The 17,791-nt window shown below is 61.2% G+C and carries 21 protein-coding genes; 17 read left to right on the forward strand and 4 right to left on the reverse strand.

The window, feature by feature from the left end; translation table 11 throughout:
* Positions 1-8 precede the first annotated feature (8 nt).
* The 9 genes from H0482_RS00960 to H0482_RS01000 all read left to right on the forward strand — a co-directional run bounded on the left by H0482_RS00960 (position 9) and on the right by H0482_RS01000 (position 8,360).
* Positions 9-407, forward strand: coding sequence for an FtsB family cell division protein (locus tag H0482_RS00960; protein WP_193728164.1), 399 nt, complete (start codon positions 9-11; stop codon positions 405-407).
* 112 nt (positions 408-519) lie between these two features.
* Complete coding sequence (pdhA, locus tag H0482_RS00965) at positions 520-1,539, forward strand: pyruvate dehydrogenase (acetyl-transferring) E1 component subunit alpha (RefSeq protein WP_193728165.1); 1,020 nt, start codon at positions 520-522, stop codon at positions 1,537-1,539.
* Between the two features lie 80 nt (positions 1,540-1,619).
* Positions 1,620-3,005, forward strand: a complete 1,386-nt coding sequence (locus H0482_RS00970) for a pyruvate dehydrogenase complex E1 component subunit beta (RefSeq protein ID WP_193728166.1) — start codon at positions 1,620-1,622, stop codon at positions 3,003-3,005.
* An 11-nt stretch (positions 3,006-3,016) separates the two neighbouring features.
* Positions 3,017-4,381: a pyruvate dehydrogenase complex dihydrolipoamide acetyltransferase gene (locus tag H0482_RS00975; protein ID WP_193728167.1), complete on the forward strand. Its 1,365-nt coding sequence runs from the start codon at positions 3,017-3,019 to the stop codon at positions 4,379-4,381.
* Positions 4,382-4,391: 10 nt separating this feature from the next.
* Positions 4,392-5,030 (forward strand): SGNH/GDSL hydrolase family protein, encoded by a 639-nt coding sequence (locus H0482_RS00980; protein WP_193728168.1) that lies wholly within the window; start codon positions 4,392-4,394, stop codon positions 5,028-5,030.
* A gap of 24 nt (positions 5,031-5,054) precedes the next feature.
* The gene (gene lpdA, locus H0482_RS00985) at positions 5,055-6,494 is read left to right on the forward strand and encodes a dihydrolipoyl dehydrogenase (protein ID WP_193728169.1); all 1,440 of its coding nucleotides are present in this window, start codon (positions 5,055-5,057) and stop codon (positions 6,492-6,494) included.
* 177 nt (positions 6,495-6,671) lie between these two features.
* Complete coding sequence (gene lipA, locus H0482_RS00990) at positions 6,672-7,622, forward strand: lipoyl synthase (protein ID WP_193728170.1); 951 nt, start codon at positions 6,672-6,674, stop codon at positions 7,620-7,622.
* On the forward strand, positions 7,623-8,066 hold the full coding sequence (locus H0482_RS00995; protein WP_193728171.1) for a type II toxin-antitoxin system RatA family toxin: 444 nt from the start codon (positions 7,623-7,625) through the stop codon (positions 8,064-8,066).
* A gap of 3 nt (positions 8,067-8,069) precedes the next feature.
* Positions 8,070-8,360 carry a putative quinol monooxygenase gene (locus tag H0482_RS01000; RefSeq protein ID WP_193728172.1) on the forward strand — a complete coding sequence of 97 codons (291 nt, stop codon included), beginning with the start codon at positions 8,070-8,072 and terminating at the stop codon, positions 8,358-8,360.
* Here the strand turns inward: H0482_RS01000 and H0482_RS01005 are convergent.
* Both H0482_RS01005 and H0482_RS01010 read right to left on the reverse strand, forming a co-directional pair.
* A complete protein-coding gene (locus H0482_RS01005) occupies positions 8,338-8,841 on the reverse strand; it encodes a CinA family protein (RefSeq protein WP_193728173.1) in 504 nt (167 codons plus the stop codon). The two genes, H0482_RS01000 and H0482_RS01005, sit on opposite strands and share 23 nt — an antisense overlap.
* Entirely contained in the window at positions 8,842-10,032 is a 1,191-nt protein-coding gene (locus H0482_RS01010) for a bifunctional 2-C-methyl-D-erythritol 4-phosphate cytidylyltransferase/2-C-methyl-D-erythritol 2,4-cyclodiphosphate synthase (protein ID WP_193728174.1), read from the reverse strand. It lies immediately after the preceding gene.
* Between the two features lie 178 nt (positions 10,033-10,210).
* Here H0482_RS01010 and dusB point away from each other — a divergent pair, with 178 nt between their 5' ends.
* The 3 genes from dusB to ntrC are packed head-to-tail and all read left to right on the forward strand — an operon-like array spanning position 10,211 to position 13,784.
* On the forward strand, positions 10,211-11,212 hold the full coding sequence (gene dusB / locus H0482_RS01015) for a tRNA dihydrouridine synthase DusB (protein WP_330998155.1): 1,002 nt from the start codon (positions 10,211-10,213) through the stop codon (positions 11,210-11,212).
* Positions 11,209-12,339, forward strand: coding sequence for a two-component system sensor histidine kinase NtrB (locus H0482_RS01020; protein WP_193728175.1), 1,131 nt, complete (start codon positions 11,209-11,211; stop codon positions 12,337-12,339). Before dusB ends, H0482_RS01020 begins: the two co-directional genes overlap by 4 nt.
* A complete protein-coding gene (gene ntrC / locus H0482_RS01025; RefSeq protein ID WP_193728176.1) occupies positions 12,336-13,784 on the forward strand; it encodes a nitrogen regulation protein NR(I) in 1,449 nt (482 codons plus the stop codon). Before H0482_RS01020 ends, ntrC begins: the two co-directional genes overlap by 4 nt.
* 29 nt (positions 13,785-13,813) lie before the next feature.
* On the opposite strand, the gene fliP is transcribed toward ntrC, so the two are convergent.
* Together fliP and H0482_RS01035 are read right to left on the reverse strand one after the other, a co-directional pair.
* The gene (fliP, locus tag H0482_RS01030; RefSeq protein ID WP_330998205.1) at positions 13,814-14,575 is read right to left on the reverse strand and encodes a flagellar type III secretion system pore protein FliP; all 762 of its coding nucleotides are present in this window, start codon (positions 14,573-14,575) and stop codon (positions 13,814-13,816) included.
* Complete coding sequence (locus H0482_RS01035; protein WP_193728178.1) at positions 14,565-15,242, reverse strand: flagellar biosynthetic protein FliO; 678 nt, start codon at positions 15,240-15,242, stop codon at positions 14,565-14,567. Before H0482_RS01035 ends, fliP begins: the two co-directional genes overlap by 11 nt.
* Positions 15,243-15,469: 227 nt before the next feature.
* On the opposite strand from H0482_RS01035, the gene flgB reads away from it, so the two are divergent.
* The 5 genes from flgB to fliR all read left to right on the forward strand — a co-directional run bounded on the left by flgB (position 15,470) and on the right by fliR (position 17,790).
* Positions 15,470-15,874 carry a flagellar basal body rod protein FlgB gene (gene flgB, locus H0482_RS01040; protein ID WP_193728179.1) on the forward strand — a complete coding sequence of 135 codons (405 nt, stop codon included), beginning with the start codon at positions 15,470-15,472 and terminating at the stop codon, positions 15,872-15,874.
* A gap of 11 nt (positions 15,875-15,885) precedes the next feature.
* Positions 15,886-16,296, forward strand: a complete 411-nt coding sequence (flgC, locus tag H0482_RS01045; protein ID WP_193728180.1) for a flagellar basal body rod protein FlgC — start codon at positions 15,886-15,888, stop codon at positions 16,294-16,296.
* Between the two features lie 20 nt (positions 16,297-16,316).
* Positions 16,317-16,649: a flagellar hook-basal body complex protein FliE gene (locus tag H0482_RS01050; protein WP_193728181.1), complete on the forward strand. Its 333-nt coding sequence runs from the start codon at positions 16,317-16,319 to the stop codon at positions 16,647-16,649.
* 105 nt (positions 16,650-16,754) lie between these two features.
* Entirely contained in the window at positions 16,755-17,021 is a 267-nt protein-coding gene (gene fliQ / locus H0482_RS01055; protein ID WP_193728182.1) for a flagellar biosynthesis protein FliQ, read from the forward strand.
* A 1-nt stretch (position 17,022) separates the two neighbouring features.
* Positions 17,023-17,790 carry a flagellar biosynthetic protein FliR gene (gene fliR / locus H0482_RS01060; RefSeq protein ID WP_330998157.1) on the forward strand — a complete coding sequence of 256 codons (768 nt, stop codon included), beginning with the start codon at positions 17,023-17,025 and terminating at the stop codon, positions 17,788-17,790.
* The last annotated feature ends 1 nt before the right edge of the window (position 17,791 follow it).

Consider the following 17,791-nt stretch of genomic DNA (forward strand, 5'->3'; position numbering starts at 1 on the left):
GTCAGCCCATGCCCACCCGCCTCAAACGTCCTCCATTCTGGCGCCCCCTCGGCATTACGGCCAGCTTGCTGGCCTTCCAGTTTTATCTGGGCTATTCGGCAATTTCCGGCCAGTTCGGAATTGAGAGCCGGACCGAGATTCGTGGCGAAATCGAAATTCTTGAGGATCGCAGTGCGGCCTTGCAGGCGGAAATCGACGCCTACAAGCATCGCAATTCGCTGATGAATCCGCGCCATCTCGATCCCGATCTGGTCACGGAACGCGCCCGGGCGCTCTTGAACATGGCACATGCCGACGATGTGCTGATCATGGTTCATCCGCAGAACGGTAAACCGATTTCTGGTCAATTCGTAGAATTAATCGATGATGAGTTAATCTCGATTATTGAAGCGGATTCAACGCTCTAAGTGCAATAGATGCGTCAGTTTCGGGTAATGTTATTGCCTGGATGCTTGCGATATGATGCGCATCGTGGCCTGATTGGCCCAGCGGCAAATCCCGACCCAAGCGGAGTGTAGCATGGCGCGCAAGGCGACGGCCCCCAAGGCCAAGGCACAAGCCAACGTCCCCCAGTTTACCAACGAACAGGATCTCGAAGCATTCCGCGAAATGCTGCTGATCCGCCGGTTCGAGGAAAAGGCCGGCCAGATGTATGGCATGGGCCTGATCGGCGGCTTCTGCCACCTCTATATCGGCCAGGAAGCGGTCGTCACCGGCATCACCATGGCCTCGGAAAAGGGCAAGGATGCCCAGATTACCGGCTATCGCGATCACGGCCACATGCTGGTCATGGGGCTCGACCCCAAGGGTGTCATGGCTGAGTTGACCGGACGACAGGGCGGCCTTTCCAAGGGCAAGGGCGGTTCGATGCACATGTTCTCCAATGAGCATCGCTTCTATGGTGGCAATGGCATTGTTGGCGCGCAGGCTTCGCTCGGCACCGGACTCGGCTTCGCTGCCAAGTACAAGGGCGATGGCTCGGTCTCCATCGCCTATTTCGGCGACGGTGCGGCCAATCAGGGCCAGGTCTATGAGAGCTTCAACATGGCCAAGCTCTGGAAACTCCCGGTCGTCTACATCATCGAAAACAACAAATATGCCATGGGCACGTCCATCGAGCGCGCCGCGGCGACGACGGATTTCTCCATGCGTGGAGCATCCTTCGATATTCCTGGCGAACAGGTGGACGGCATGGATGTGCGCATGGTCTTTGATGCCGCCCAGCGCGCCATCGAGCATGCCCGCTCCGGCAAGGGGCCGTACATTCTCGAAATGCTGACTTATCGCTATCGCGGCCATTCCATGTCCGACCCGGCGAAATACCGGTCCAAGGACGAAGTCACCAAGTTCCGTCAGGAACGCGATCCGATCGAGCAGGTCCGCGCTAGGCTTCTCGAAAACGGCGTCGTGACCGAGGACGATCTCAAGAAGATCGAAACCGATATTCGCGCCATCGTCACCGAGGCCGCCGATTTCGCTACAAACGATCCCGAGCCCGATCCGTCCGAATTGTGGACCGATATCACCATCGAGGCTTGAGCCGGCGGGACGCCACGCCGTTTTATTTGAGTTTCGCCGTGCGGCCGCAGAGCCCGGCGTAGAGTTGCTGGAGAGCAGATATGCCCCAAATCCTGATGCCCGCTCTGTCCCCGACCATGGAAGAAGGCAAGCTCGCCAAGTGGCTAGTCAAGGTTGGCGACGTGGTGAAATCGGGCGACGTGCTGGCCGAAATCGAAACCGACAAGGCGACGATGGAAGTCGAGTCGGTCGATGAAGGCACGGTGTCCGAAATTCTCGTGGCCGAAGGCACCGAGGGCGTGAAGGTCAATACGCCCATTGCCTTGGTTCTCGCCGAAGGCGAGGCGGCGGGTGAGGCCCCAGCCACAGCGCCTGCCGCCGTCGAAGCACCTGCACCGAGCATGGTTGAGGCCCAAGCGCCCGCAGCGCCGGCTGCTGCGCCCGTGGCCGCCGCCCCGAAATTCGAGCCGCAGGCTGATCCCGATCTGCCCGCCGACGTCGAAATGGTCGAAATGACCGTTCGCCAGGCGCTGAACGAGGCCATGGCCGAGGAATTGCGCCGTGATAAGGACGTCTTCATCATGGGTGAGGAGGTCGCTGAATATCAGGGTGCCTACAAGATCACCCAGGGCCTGCTGCAGGAATTTGGCCCAGAGCGCGTCATCGATACCCCGATCACCGAGCACGGCTTTGCTGGTCTCGCGGTCGGTGCAGCCTTTGCCGGGTTGAAGCCGGTCGTCGAATTCATGACCTGGAATTTCGGTATGCAGGCCATCGACCAGATCATCAATTCCGCTGCCAAGCAGCTTTACATGTCCGGCGGCCAGGTGACGGCGCCGATGGTGTTCCGTGGCCCCAACGGCGCCGCCGCCCGCGTCGCCGCCCAGCACAGCCAGGACTTTTCTGCATGGTACAGCCATGTTCCTGGTCTGATCGTCATCGCGCCCTATAGCGCCGCCGATGCCAAGGGCCTGCTCAAGGCCGCCATCCGCTCACCCAATCCGGTGATTTTCCTCGAGAACGAAATTCTCTACGGCTCCACCGGCCTCGTGCCCAAGGTTGATGACTTCCTGCTGCCGATCGGCAAGGCCCGCATTGCCCGCAAGGGCGCGGACGTCACCATCGTCTCCTTCTCCATGGGCATGCGCTACGCATCGCAGGCCACCGAGAAGCTGGTCGCCGCCGGGGTGGATGTGGAACTGATCGACCTGCGCACCCTGCGCCCACTCGACAGCGACACCGTGATCGAATCGGTCAAAAAGACCGGCCGTCTGGTGACCGTCGAGGAAGGCTGGCCGCAGGGCGGCATCGGCGCCGAGCTCTCGGCCCGGGTCATGGAACAGGCTTTCGATTATCTCGACGCGCCGGTGCTGCGTGTCACCGGAAAGGACGTTCCCATGCCCTATGCCGCCAATCTCGAAAAGCTGGCGCTGCCCAACGTTGATGAAGTGATCGCGGCGGTCAATGCCGTGACCTATCGCTCGTAAGGAGACAAGGGATGCCAATCGATATCACCATGCCCGCACTCTCCCCGACGATGGAAGAGGGCAAGCTCGCCAAGTGGCACGTCAAGGAAGGCGACAATGTCTCCTCCGGTGACGTCATTGCCGAGATCGAGACGGACAAGGCCACGATGGAAGTCGAGGCTGTAGACGAGGGCAAGATCGGCAAGATCCTCGTCGCCGAAGGCACCGACAATGTGAAGGTCAATGCCGTCATCGCCGTGCTGTTGCAGGATGGTGAAGAGGCGGGTTCTATCGGCGCGGCTCCCAGGGCCGAAGCCACCAAGACCGACGCGCCCAAGACCGACATTGCCAAGACGGAAAAGCCCAAGGCCCCCGAGCCCGCGCTTGCTCCGGCGCCAGCTGTGAGCAATGCCAATAAAGGCACCAGCGCGCCTGCCGCCGCTCCGGCGAAAACCGAAGGCGCCCGCGTCTTTGCTTCGCCTCTGGCCAAGCGCCTCGCCAAGGAGGCAGGCATCGACCTCGCTGCCATTTCCGGCACCGGTCCCAAGGGCAGGGTGGTGAAATCGGACGTTGATGCCGCCAGGTCCGGCAAGGCTCCGCTTAGGGCTGTTGCGGCTCCTGCTGCGGCCTCTGCCGCTGCGGCGCTGCCGGCGGGCCTCAGCAAGAACCAGGTCATGGCCATGTTCGAGGAGGACACCTACGAGGTCGTCCCCAACGATGGCATGCGCAAGGTTGTTGCCGCGCGCCTCACCGAGAGCAAGCAGACCGTTCCGCATTTCTATCTGACGCTCGATTGCAAGATCGACTCGCTGATGGCTGCCCGCGAGCAGATCAATGCATCTGCTTCCAAGGGCGCGGACGGCAAGCCGGCCTATAAGCTTTCGGTCAATGATTTCGTCATGAAGGCCTGGGCCGTAGCGCTACAGCGCGTGCCTGCCGCCAATGCGACATGGGCCGGCGACTCGATCCTCTACCACAAGCGTTCGGATGTGGCGGTTGCCGTATCAGTGCCGGGTGGTCTGTTCACTCCGGTGGTCAAATCAGCAGACACCAAGAGCCTGCGCGAGATTTCCGAAGAGGTGAGGGATCTGGCCACGCGCGCCAAGTCCAAGAAGCTCGCGCCGCATGAGTATCAGGGCGGCTCGTCGTCGGTGTCCAATCTCGGCATGTTCGGCATCAAGCACTTTGCCGCCGTGATCAACCCGCCGCATGGCACGATCCTGGCGGTCGGCGCCGGCGAAGAGCGGGTCTATCCCGAGAATGGCCAGATCAAGATCGGCCAGTTCATGACGGCGACGCTTTCCTGCGATCACCGCGCCGTCGATGGCGCGCTGGGCGCCGAAGTGCTCGGCGTCTTCAAGAGCCTCATTGAAAACCCGGTGATGATGCTGGCTTAGGAACAGCGCGATGAAGACCATTCTCGCCTATGGTGACAGCCTGACCTTCGGCGCCAACCCGACAGGCGGGCCGCGCCACGCCTACGAGGATCGGTGGCCGACCGTGCTCGAAAATGGCCTGGCGGGCAAGGCGCGCGTCATCGCCGAAGGGCTGGGTGGCCGCACGACGGTATTTGACGACTTTTCCAGCGTCGCCGACCGCAACGGCGCGCGTGTGCTGCCCACTTTGCTCGACAGCCACAAGCCGCTCGATCTGGTCATCATCATGTTGGGCAGTAATGACCTCAAACTCTATCTGAACGGCACCGCCTTCGGCGCCGCCATGGGGATAAAGCGGCTGGTGCAGATCGTCCGCCAGCATCCTTATGATGTGGGCCAGCCCGTTCCCGACGTGATTATCGTCGCCCCGCCGTTGACCGTGAAAACCGATCATGCCGACCTGCATCCGATGTTTTCGCCCGGCGCTGACGAGGTCAAGCTGTTCGATGTCCATTACAGCCGCGTCGCCCGCGACCTGGGCACCGGTTATTTCAACGCCGCTTCGGTTGCCGTCGCCGACAAGGCCGATGGTGTCCATCTCGACCCGGCCAATACCCGCGCCATCGGCGAGGGGCTGGTGCCGCTCGTCAAACAAAGATTGGGCCTCTGAGTCCGAAACATTCTGGAGGCCCTCATGGCTGACCAATACGATCTTCTCGTCATCGGCGCCGGCCCCGGCGGCTACGTCGCAGCCATTCGTGGCGCGCAATTGGGCATGAAGGTGGCCATTGTCGAGCGCGAACATATGGCGGGCATCTGCTCCAATTGGGGCTGTATCCCGACCAAGGCACTGCTGCGCTCCGCCGAGATTTACGGCCATATGTCCCACGCCAAGGATTATGGCCTCACGGCGGAAAAGTTCGGCTTCGACCTCGATGGCATCGTCAAGCGTTCGCGCGCCATTGCGGCGCAGATGAACAATGGCGTGCAGTTCCTGATGAAGAAGAACAAGGTCGATATCATCTGGGGCGAGGCGACAATCACGAAGCCCGGTGAAATCAAGGTCTCGGCCAGCAAGAAGCCAATCGTGCAGCCGCAAGGGCCGGTGCCGAAAAATGCGCTGGGCGAGGGCGCCTACAAGGCGAAGAACATCATCATCGCCACCGGCGCCCGCCCGCGTGTGCTGCCGGGCATCGAGCCCGATGGCGACAGAATCTGGACCTATTTCGAGGCGCTCAAGCCGGCGGAAATGCCCAAATCCCTGGTGGTTATGGGGTCGGGTGCCATCGGCATCGAATTCGCCTCCTTCTATCGCTCGCTGGGCGCGGAAGTGACCGTCATCGAACTCTTGCCGCAAATCCTGCCGGTTGAAGATGCGGAGATTTCTGGCCTAGCCAGGAAACGGCTGGAAAAGCGCGGCATCAAGTTCCTCACCGAAGCCAAGGTTGCCAAGGTCGAAAAAACGGCGTCCGGCGTCATCGCTCATGTCGAGACCAAGGACGGCAAGAGCCAGCAGATCGTCGGCGACAAGCTGATTTCCGCTGTTGGCGTCATGTGCAATATCGAAGGACTTGGCCTTGAGGCTCTCGGCGTCAAGACCGAGCGCGGCGCCATTGTCATCGACGCCTATGGCAGGACCAATGTGGATGGCATCTGGGCGATCGGCGACGTGGCCGGCCCGCCCATGCTGGCGCACAAGGCCGAGCATGAAGCCGTCATCACGGTGGAGAAGATCGCTGGGCTCAAGGTGCATGGCCTGGATAAGACCAAGGTGCCCGGCTGCACCTATTGCGAGCCGCAAGTTGCATCTGTCGGCCTGACCGAAGCCAAAGCCAAGGAAGCCGGTCGCGAGATAAAGGTCGGGCGTTTCCCCTTCGTCGGCAACGGCAAGGCCATCGCGCTGGGCGAGCCCGATGGGTTGGTCAAGACCATTTTCGATGCCAGGACCGGCGAATTGCTCGGTGCGCATATGGTCGGCGCGGAAGTCACCGAACTCATTCAGGGCTTCGTCGTGGCCATGAACCTCGAAACCACTGAGGAAGAGCTGATCCACACCATCTTCCCGCATCCGACCCTATCGGAGACAATGAAGGAAAGCGTGCTGGACGCCTATGGAAAGGCGCTCAATATCTAAAGCCTGTCTCCCGAAAGCGGCCCCCGATTCCGGGACAAGGACAGGCGATAGAATAATGTGCCGAAGCGCACGATGCGACAATCTCGGCGCACTTCGGTGCCTGCTGCAAAAGGCCGGGTTGCACCGGCCGGGTGGGGGGACGATATAGAGGGCTCCATAAGCCCAGTCAGGACTGATATGGTCACGCTCATCGATAGTGCGGCTCGCCCGCGCCACCCAGAAAAAGCCAACCGGCCCGACAGCATCGTGCTGCGCAAGCCGGATTGGATTCGCGTCAAGGCGCCCGGTTCCCCGGTCTATAAGGAAACCCAGCAGATCGTGCGCGAGAACAATCTCGTTACGGTTTGCGAGGAAGCCGGCTGCCCCAATATCGGCGAATGCTGGAGCAAGAAGCACGCCACCATGATGATCATGGGCGAGATCTGCACTCGCGCGTGCGCTTTCTGCAATGTGCGCACCGGCATGCCGACAGCGCTCGATCCGAATGAGCCGGAAAATGTCGCCAGGGGTGTGAAAACGCTCGGCCTGGAACATGTGGTGATCACCTCGGTGGACCGCGACGACCTGCCGGATGGCGGCGCGCAGCATTTTGCCGATGTCATCCTGGCCATCCGCGCGCTCAATCCGAAGACCACAATTGAAATTTTGACGCCGGACTTCCTGCGCAAGGATGGGGCGCTGGAAATCGTCGTGGCGGCGCGGCCCGACGTGTTCAACCACAATCTGGAAACGGTGCCGTCGAAATATCTCAAGGTGCGTCCCGGCGCGCGCTATTTCCACTCGATCCGGTTGTTGCAGCGGGTCAAGGAACTCGACCCGACCATCTTCACCAAATCCGGCATCATGGTCGGGCTGGGCGAGGAGCGGAACGAAGTGCTCCAGCTGATGGACGACCTGCGGTCGGCCGATGTCGATTTCCTCACCATCGGCCAGTATCTCCAGCCGACCAAGAAGCATTATCCGCTACAGCGGTTCGTGACGCCGGAGGAATTCAAGTCCTTCGCTACGGTCGCGACGGCCAAGGGGTTCCTGCTGGTGTCGTCCAGCCCCCTGACGCGCTCGTCGCACCACGCGGGGGAGGATTTCGCCCGGCTCAAGGCCAATCGCATGGCAAGGCTCGGCCACTGAATGAAACGCTTTTACGAACGGCACGTCGAACATCTGCCCGAGCAGATGTTCGACATTGTCGCCGACCTGTCCGATTATCCCCGGTTCATTCCCAATTGCAGCGCCATGCAGGTGCGCCCGGACCCGCAGGCCGGCAGCGGCAATGTTTATCTGGCGAAGATGACGATTTTCTTCGGCCCCATCACCCAGGCCTATACCAGCCGGGTGACGCTCGACCGGGAGGCGCATACCATTCGCGCCAAGGCGGTGGACGGCCCCTTCGCCTATCTCGACAGCGTCTGGAGCTTCGCGTCTGAAGGGCAGGGCACGCGCGTGCGTTTCGAGATTGACTTCAAGATTTCCAATCTCCTGATCGCCGCCGTGGCCGAACCTGCATTCGCAGCCAAGCAGGAAGAAATCATGCAGGCCTTTTCCGACGAGGCCGATCGCAGGTTCGGACTATGATCCATGTCCGGTAACATCAGGCTGACAGGCAGCCTGATTTGCACATCGGAGGCGGAATGCGACATGGTTCGCGCCTATCTGCCCGAGCATATAAGGCTCACAAGACAGGAGCCCGGCTGCTTGTCCTTTGCGGTCACGCAGAGCGATGATCCGTTGATCTGGCGCATCGAGGAACTTTTCGTGGACCGCGCGGCATTCGATGCGCATCAGGCACGAACGCTTGCGTCCGAATGGGCCCACAAAACCGCTTCGATCCGCCGCGACTACACGATCATTGCGGAGGATCGCTCGTAAGCACCTGCAGCACCAGATTCAGCGCCGCCTCGACGCTTGCCTGGCGAATGCCGTTGCGGCCCAGATCGCCGAAGCGGTGCTCAATCACCAGCGTGGTCAGTTCCGAAGACACGGCGATATAGACCAGGCCCACCGGCTTTTTCTCGCTGCCCCCGTCGGGTCCGGCAATGCCGCTCACGGCAACGGCGAAATCGACATTGGCGGTGTTGCGGGCGCCGTCCGCCATGGCGCGGGCGACTTGATTGCTCACCGCGCCATAATCGCGGATGAGCCGCGACTGTACGCGGATCATCTTCGACTTGGCGCTATTGGCATAGGTGACATATCCCCCATAGAGCACCGCCGATGCGCCGGGAATATCCGTCAACGCCGCCGCCACCAGCCCGCCCGTGCAGCTCTCGGCCGTCACGATGGTCTGGTTGCGCTCGGTGAGGATGTCGATGATCTGCTTGCCAATGTCAGGTTTGGTCTTGGCTGCCATTCATTCGCCCCTCGGCATTTCCACGCTTGCACTGGCCATGGCCACGATCCCTTCCTCCCGCCCGATAAAACCGAGCTTCTCATTGGTTGTCGCCTTGACCGCCACGCGGCGCACCGAAATCCCCAGGGTTTCGGCGATCTCCGCGCACATGGCAGGGGCGTAGGGGCTGATCTTCGGCGCTTCGGCGACTATTGTCACGTCGCAATTGACGATGCGCCCACCGGCCCTGGCTACCAACTCGCCGGCATGCTTGAGGAAAATGCTTGAGGCCGCGCCTTTCCATTGTGGATCGCTGGGCGGGAAATGCACGCCGATATCGCCTTCGCCGATGGCGCCGAGGATGGCGTCGGTCAGGGCATGCAGGGCCACGTCGGCATCAGAATGGCCATTGAGCTTTGAATGATGCGGAATCCTGACGCCGCCCAGCCACACGGCATCCCCCGGCTCGAAGGAGTGCACGTCATAGCCGGTGCCGATGCGGGTTTCCATGCGTGCGTCTCCTAGAAGAATGTGTTCTGCCCGCACAAAATCCTGCGGGTGGGTAAGCTTGATATTGTTCGGATCGCCCTTGACCATCGCGACTCGCAAGCCCGCCCATTCGGCGATTTCCGCGTCATCGGTGAAGTCGCGCCGCACGTTGCCGGCGCGCATATGGGCGGAAAAAATCTGTCCGAACCGGAATCCCTGCGGCGTTTGCGCCGCCGAAAGCTGCCTCCGGTCTTCGGTACCGCTGACCTCGTGCCCGTCCCGGGAGCGCTTGATCGTGTCGGTTATCGGCAGGGTTGGCAGGGCGCCGTCGGCCTGTTGCAATGCGGCGATGACATTCCCAATCAGCTCGACTGTGGCAAAGGGGCGGGCGGCGTCCTGGATCAACACCAGATCGGGGCGCAAGGGTGCAAGTGCCTTAAGTCCCTCCAACACCGAGGCCTGACGGCTCGCTCCGCCCGCAACCGGCGGCAAGAGCCGGACGTCTTCAAGCTCCAAGGCATCATATTGCTGGCGGTGCTCGTCATTGATCACCGCGATAACCTGGCTCACCTGCTCATGCGCGAGGAAAGCGGCAATCGTACGCGACAGGACCGGAACGCCCAGGAGGCTGCGATATTGCTTGGGAATGACATTGCCATCCAGGCCGGCGCGCTCGCCCTTGCCGGCGGCGACGACGATCACGGCTATGGATTTTGACTGCATGGGCCTATACGCACTTCGAGATGAAAACCGTCTCCCTGCATGGGTCTAGCCTCCGCCCCGTCATGCGGCAAGAGCAGGGCTGATTTACCGCTGTCGAGGCGGTTGAGCCAGTTGCGCCCTGCAACGAACTGACTATTATGCAGGCACCTATCAAATTTGATCATTTCTGGGGCAGATCGTGCAAGACAATGCCTGCGCTTTCAGCATTGGAGGCCATGCGATCCGCAATCGCGCCTTTCTGGCGCCGATGGCGGGGATCACCGATCGACCCTTTCGCCAGATCGCCGAGCGTCATGGTGCGGGCATGGTCGTCTCCGAAATGGTGGCCAGCGCCGCTCTGAGCACCGGGCATGACGATATGGTCCGCAAGCTCACTCGCACGGGGGACCTGCCGCATATGGTGCAATTGGCGGGATGCGAGCCGGCCTGGATGGCCGAAGGCGCGCGCATTGCCGAAGCGTCGGGCGCTGACATCATCGACATCAATTTCGGCTGCCCGGCAAAACGCGTCACCAATGGCTACGCCGGGTCGGCGCTGATGCGGGTGCCGGATCAGGCCCTTGCCATCGTCGATGCCGTGGTCAAGGCGACCCGGCTTCCGGTCACGGTCAAGATGCGGCTGGGCTGGGACGACGAGAGCCTCAACGCGCCTGAAATCGCGCAGCTTGCCGTTGGAGCCGGGGCGCAGATGATTACCGTTCATGGACGGACGCGGCAGCAATTTTACAAAGGCGTCGCGCGCTGGGAAAAGGTTCGCGCCGTCGTCGAGGCGGTGCCGGTACCTGTCATCGTCAATGGGGATATTGTCGATGCCGACAGCGCCCGCTTGGCATTGCAGCGATCTGGCGCCGCCGCCGTGATGCTCGGCCGTGGGGCGCAGGGGCGCCCATGGCGCGTCGGCCAGATTGGCGCTGAACTGGAGGGGAATAGCCCTGCGCAGGCTCCCGAGGGCACTGAACTCATTGCTTTGATATGCCGGCATTACGAGGACATGCTGAGCGATTACGGAATCGAGGTCGGTCTGCGCGCTGCGCGCAAGCACCTCGATTGGTACGCAGAGGCCGCTGGCCTGCAAATGGACAAGCCGACGCGCAAAGCATTGCTGGACAATGATGATCCTCAGGCCGTCATCGCCCTGATCGGCGCCCTGTTTTCCGGCACCTGGAAGGCGGCGGCATGAGTGCCGACGACACGAGAATCGATTCCGTGCCGGCGCGTGCAGTGTTGCAGGCATTGCCGCAACCCATTCTGGTTCTCGACGAAAACCGGCATATCCTCTTCGCCAATTATGCTGCCGAAGGCTTTTTCGGTGCTTCCCTGGCGGTGCTGACGCGGCAGCGTCTGGACGATCTCATCGCCTTCGGCTCGCCGATCATCTCCCTCGTCGAAACCGTCAGCCAGCGCCACGCGCCGATGACCGAATATCGCGTGCGGGTTGGCTCGTCCCGTTTTGGCGACGAACGGGTGGCCGACGTATTCGCCACGCCGATCTCCGATAGTGATGGTCGAGTCACTGTGCTCATCCAGGAGCGTACCATGGCCGACAAGATTGACCGGCAGATGGTGTCGCGTGGCGCGGCCCGTTCAGTGACGGGCCTTGCTTCCATGTTGGCTCATGAGATCAAGAACCCGCTCTCCGGCATACGCGGCGCGGCGCAATTGCTTGAACAATCGGTTCCCGCCGAAGAAGTGCCTCTCGCTCGGCTCATCCGCGACGAGACGGACCGCATTGTCGGCCTGATCGACCGGGTTGAAGTGTTTGGCGATGAGCGGCCGCTAGAGCGGGAGCCGATCAATATCCACATTGTCCTCGACCGGGTAAAATTGCTGGCCCGCAATGGCGTGGCGCACGGCATTACCTTTTTTGAGGAATACGATCCCTCGCTGCCACCCGTCTTCGGAAACCGCGACCAGCTCATCCAGATATTCCTTAACTTGATCAAGAACGCCTCGGAAGCGCTTGAAAGAACACAGAAACCTGAGATCAAGATAACCACCGCTTTCCGCCCGGGCATTCGGATCAGCGTCGCCGGTGTGGCGGAGCGCATTTCGTTGCCGCTGGAAATCGTCATCGAGGACAACGGGCCGGGCGTGCCTCCGGACATCCTGCCTTTCCTGTTTGATCCCTTCGTTACCACCAAGACCAATGGATCGGGCCTAGGTCTGGCGCTGGTCGCCAAAATCGTCGGCGACCATGGTGGCGTCATCGATTGCGAGAGCCGCCCAGGCCGGACGCGGTTCCGTATTCTGCTGCCGGTTGCCAGTGGCGTCTTCCAGTCACAAGCCGAAGAGGGGCCGTTTCAATGAGCCATGTTGTCCTGCTCGCCGATGACGATGCCGCCATCCGCATGGTGCTCAACCAGGCGCTGACCCGGGCCGGCTATGAGGTGAGGCCCACCGGTAATATCTCCACCATGTGGAACTGGGTAAGTCGTGGCGAAGGAGACATCCTTATCACCGACGTTGCCATGCCCGATGGCAATGCCTTCGAGGTCATGCCCAGGATCAAGAAGCTGCGGCCCGACCTGCCGATGATCGTCATGAGTGCGCAGAACACCTTCATGACCGCGATCCGCGCCTCCGAAGTGGGTGCTTATGAATATCTGCCGAAGCCTTTCGATATCACCGAGGTGCTTTCGGTTGTGGCCCGGGCCCTGGCCGATTCCAGAAAACCGAATTCGGCCGAACGCAAAGTGGAGGAGACCGGCGAAACCATGCCGCTGGTGGGGCGCTCCACCGCCATGCAGGACATCTACCGCGCATTGGCGCGGTTGATGCAGACCGATCTCACCGTGATGATCACCGGCGAAAGCGGCACCGGCAAGGAATTGGTGGCGCGGGCGCTGCACGATTTCGGCAAGCGCCGCAACGGTCCGTTCGTGGCGATTAACATGGCCGCCATTCCACGCGACCTGATCGAAGCCGAATTGTTCGGGCACGAAAAAGGGGCCTTTACCGGCGCCAGCACCCGCTCCTCCGGCCGCTTCGAGCAGGCGGAAGGCGGCACTCTGTTTCTCGACGAAATCGGCGACATGCCGATGGATGCCCAGACGCGCCTGCTGCGGGTGTTGCAGGAGGGTGAATATACGATGGTGGGTGGCCGCAACGCCATCAGGACCAATGTGCGTATCGTCGCCGCAACCCATCGCGACCTGGGCCAGTTGATCCGCCAGGGTCTGTTCCGAGAAGATCTCTATTATCGCCTGAATGTCGTGCCGATCCGCCTGCCGCCGCTGCGCGAGCGTGCCGACGACATCCCGGACCTGGTGCAGCATTTCCTCAGGCTGGCCGAACGCGACGGCGAAGCCTCTAAGTCGATGTCGATGGACGCCATAAGGCTGATGCAGAACTATTCCTGGCCGGGGAATATCCGCGAGTTGGAAAATCTCGTGCGGCGGCTCTCCGCACTTTATGCCGATGAGCAGATTTCTGCCGAGATCGTGCAGAACGAGCTCAATATTGGTGATCGCCCATCGGCAGGCAATGGTGCTGGTCCGGTGGACATCTCCACGGCGATCGAAACCCATGTGGGTCAGATTTTGCGGGAATATGAACCCAACCTGCCGCCGGCGGGCCTTTACCAGCGGGTTCTCGACAAGGTTGAGGCGCCGCTGATCGCGATGACGCTGAATGCCTGCGGTGGCAACCAGATCAAGGCGGCGGATCTGCTCGGCGTCAACCGCAATACGCTGCGCAAGAAAATTCGCACCCACAGCATCGAGATCGTCAAGCACAGCCGCCGCGGCGGCTGAGATCCGGCATGGACGGCAGCGCGCCTGTATTACCCCGTGAAACTGCGGACCAGTGAACCGGCGACGAGGAACCAGCCGTCCACGAGTACGAAGAAGATCAGCTTGAAGGGCAGGGAGATGACCACGGGCGGCAGCATCATCATGCCCATGCTCATCAAAACCGATGCCACCACCATGTCGATGACGACGAAGGGCAGAAACAGGAGAAAGCCAATCTCGAAGGCGCGGCGCAGCTCCGAGATCATGAAGGCCGGAATCAACAATTGCAGGGGAATGGCTTCGGGCTCGTCGGGCGGTTCAGCGGCGGTCAGGTCGTAGAACAGCTCCAGATCCTTGTCGCGCACATTGCTGCGCATGAATTCATGCACTGGCGCGGCGCTTGCCTCGAAGGCCTCGGCAAACTCGATCTGCCCCGCTATCAGTGGGGCAATGCCCTGATCGTAGCTTTGCTGCAGCACAGGTTGCATGATGAACAGTGTCAGGAACAGCGCCAGCGACACCATAACCGAATTGGGCGGCGCCGTTTGCAGGCCTATTGCCGTGCGCAGCAGCGACAGCACCACCACGATGCGGGTGAAGCTGGTGACCATTACCAGAATGGATGGCGCCAGCGACAACAGGGTAATAAGCCCGATGAGCTGGACGGCCCGCTCGGTCAGCGTCGTTTCGTCGCCGAAATCGATGGAAAGATCCTGGGCCTGACCTTGTGCGGTCAGGGCTAGCACTAGGAAGCCGGCGGCAAGAAACGGAGCCCAGCGCAGCCAGCGCTTTCGCGCGGGCTCAGCCGCGATTTGCCTCGTTTCCGTCCTGCTTTTCAAGCGCCGCGCCTTCGCTGATCCCGCCCTTGCCGACTTCATTAGCTGAGTCGGCGGCGGTCTCGGCCGAAATGTCCGGGTTTTGCCCGGATTCAGGCCGCTCCGTGGCGGCGCCCTGGCGCATCAGGCCGGTCTTGCGCAGTGAAACCCTGGTCTTGCGCGCACCGGAATGACCCGCCTGCTGCAATTCTTCCAGGAGGGTCCCCGGCTCGGCCTTGGGAAAGGGGGCGGCGGGGCGCACCGTTTCTACAATTGGAGCGGGAGCGGAAGGCACAGAGGCAAGGGCAGGGTGTTGCGCGGCAGGCGCGGGGATAGTGGCCGTACGCCGCGCTGGCAGGGCCGCTGGCCCCTCCGCAATCGCGATGCCGGTTTCCACGACCACGTCCTGCGGCCCGCCGGTCAGGATAAGGTGTTCGACATTATCGCGCCGGACGATCAGCAATTGCCGCTTCTGGTCCAGAACCAGCGTGTCCACCACCGCCAGCCTTCTGTTTCGCCCGCGCGCGCCAGTGCTGGACACCTTGAAGACGACCTTGAGCAGCCAGACCACCAGCAGGATCAGCGCGATGACCGCCGCGAGCGCGAAAAGCATGGTCAGGATGGTGGCGCCGCTATCGCCAAAAAGGCCGGTAATGAACTGCACGAATCAAAGCTCCCACTGCGTCCGCAGATAAATGCGTTGCCTTATACGCCGTCAGGGCCACCGACAGCGAGCCGCGGCCGAATCCTGGTCGGCACTTATTGCCTAATTAGCCGATGCAATGTGCAAAATGCGAGGCATGTTTCGCGCGGTGCTGGCAGGTTGTTAACCAATACTTAACCATGACTGGGCAGAATTTGCCCATTAAGGACTCGTTTGGAGGTCGGCCCATGGGCCTCATGGATATGCCGGTTTTCTCGGCGCTGACCGACAAGATGCGCTGGCACCAGACCCGCCAGGGCCTGCTGGCCGAGAATGTCGCCAATGCCGAGACGCCCGGCTATCGAGGACGCGACCTCAAGCAATATGACGCAAATTCGTCCTTCGCCGCAATGAGTTCCGCCAGCGTTTCGACGCTGGTGACGCAGCCGATGCACTTTTCCGTTTCCTCCGGCGCCGGCGGGTTCGACGCCCAGCGCATGGCCAATTTCGAGATCACGCCGGAAGGCAATGGCGTCACACTCGAGGAAGAGATGATGAAGGTCACCACCAATATGATGGATTATCAGGCCGCCACGTCGCTGTACCAGAAATCCATCCGCATCCTGCGCGTCGCGCTGGGAAAGAACGCCTAAGGGATTGATTTGTGGATTTTAATTCTTCCCTCCGCATCGCAGCGACCGGCCTTCAGGCCCAGACCGCACGCATGCGCGTCATTGCCGAAAACATCGCCAACGCCGATTCCGCCGGCAAGGCGCCGGGCGATGAGCCCTATCGCCGCCGCATCCCCACCTTCCAGACGGTGCTGGATCACGAGATTGGCGGGCGTGTCGTCGAGGTAGGACGCCTCGCCTATGACATGAGCGATTTCTCGTCGCGCTACGAGCCGGGCCACCCGGCCGCCGACGCCGCCGGTTTTGTTCAATATCCCAACGTCAACACGCTGATCGAGACGGTGGACATGCGCGAGGCCCAGCGCAGCTACGAGGCCAATCTCAACGTCGTCACCGTAACCCGCCAGATGCTCGGGCGCACGCTCGACATCCTGCGCGGCTGATCGGTTCAGGGAAGCTCTCCATGGCTACTACTACCCCGTTCAACGCCGCAACCGCCGCCTATGGCAATGCCAGCCGCCTGATCAATCAGGCCGCAAAGCCGGCGACCGACCTTACCGCCAAGGCCAACATTGGCGGCAACAGCTTCGCCGATCTTCTGGCGCAGAATGTCCAGGGCGTGATCGATCAGGGCAAGGTGTCGGACCAGATGGCAATGGACATGGTCAGCGGCAAGGCCAATGTCGTGGACATGGTCACGGCCCTGTCCGAGACCGAAATGGCCATCGAAAGCATGGTCACCATCCGGGACCGAGTCATCTCCGCCTATGAAGAAATCATGCGGATGCCGATCTGAGCGCCCCGCACCCCATCCATATTAGTGGGTATGTAGCGCCTGCGGCGGTAGAAAGGACGTGGCAGGGGTATAATCTATGCTGGTGATTCCAACGGACCCTAGGCCATGACCGGCGCAGAAGTGCTCGACATCGCGACGCAGGGCATCTGGACGCTTCTTATCGTGTCCCTGCCGATGATGCTGGTGGGTCTGATTGTCGGCGTCGTGATCGCCCTGTTCCAGGCCCTGACGCAAATCCAGGAAATGACCCTGGTTTTCGTGCCCAAGATCATCGCCATCTTCATCACCATGCTCATTGCTTTGCCATTCCTGGGCGCAACCATGGCCGCCTATATGGACCGGGTAGTCGACATGATCATCATGGGCTCTTGAGGTGACCCTGAGCCTGGACTGGCTCCCGGCCATGGCCTTTACCTATATCATTCTCTTCGCGCGCATCGGCGCCATGATAATGCTTCTGCCTGCGCTTGGAGAGCAGATGATCCCGATGCGCCTGCGCCTGAGCTTCGCGCTGGCCTTCACGCTGGTGCTGTTCCCGCTGCTGAGTGACCTCATGCCGGCCATGCCCGCCGCGCTTGACGGCATGATCGGGATTTTAGGCCATGAACTGGCTATTGGCCTGATGATCGGGGCCATAATACGCCTCACGGTCATGGCCACGCAATTAGCCGGCGCCGTCGTCGCCTTTCAGACCGGACTTTCCGGTGCCATGACAGCGGATCCGACCATGAGCGGCATGCAGAGCGCGGTTTTCGCCAGCTTCCTGTCGTTCCTCGGCGTGACGCTGATCTTTGCGACCGACCTGCATCACGTCGCGCTGGCGGCCATTTATGACAGCTATATGGTGTTTTCCCCCACCGATCCGCTGATGATCGAGGACGCAATGCAGATGGCCATTCGCACCTTAGCCGCCGCATTCACCGTCGGCGTGCAGATGGCTGCGCCTTTCGTCGTCTTCGGCCTTGTGTTCAACCTCGGAGCCGGCATCCTGGCGCGCCTTATGCCGCAATTGCAGGTTTATTTCGTGCTCATGCCGGCAAATATCATCGTCGGCCTGCTTCTCTTTGCCGTTTTGCTGACCATGATGATGGGCTGGTATCTCACCGCCTTCGAAAATCATCTGGCAATGTGGAGGGGGTGAT

Source organism: Devosia faecipullorum, assembly GCF_015158295.1.
GTDB lineage: Bacteria > Pseudomonadota > Alphaproteobacteria > Rhizobiales > Devosiaceae > Devosia > Devosia faecipullorum.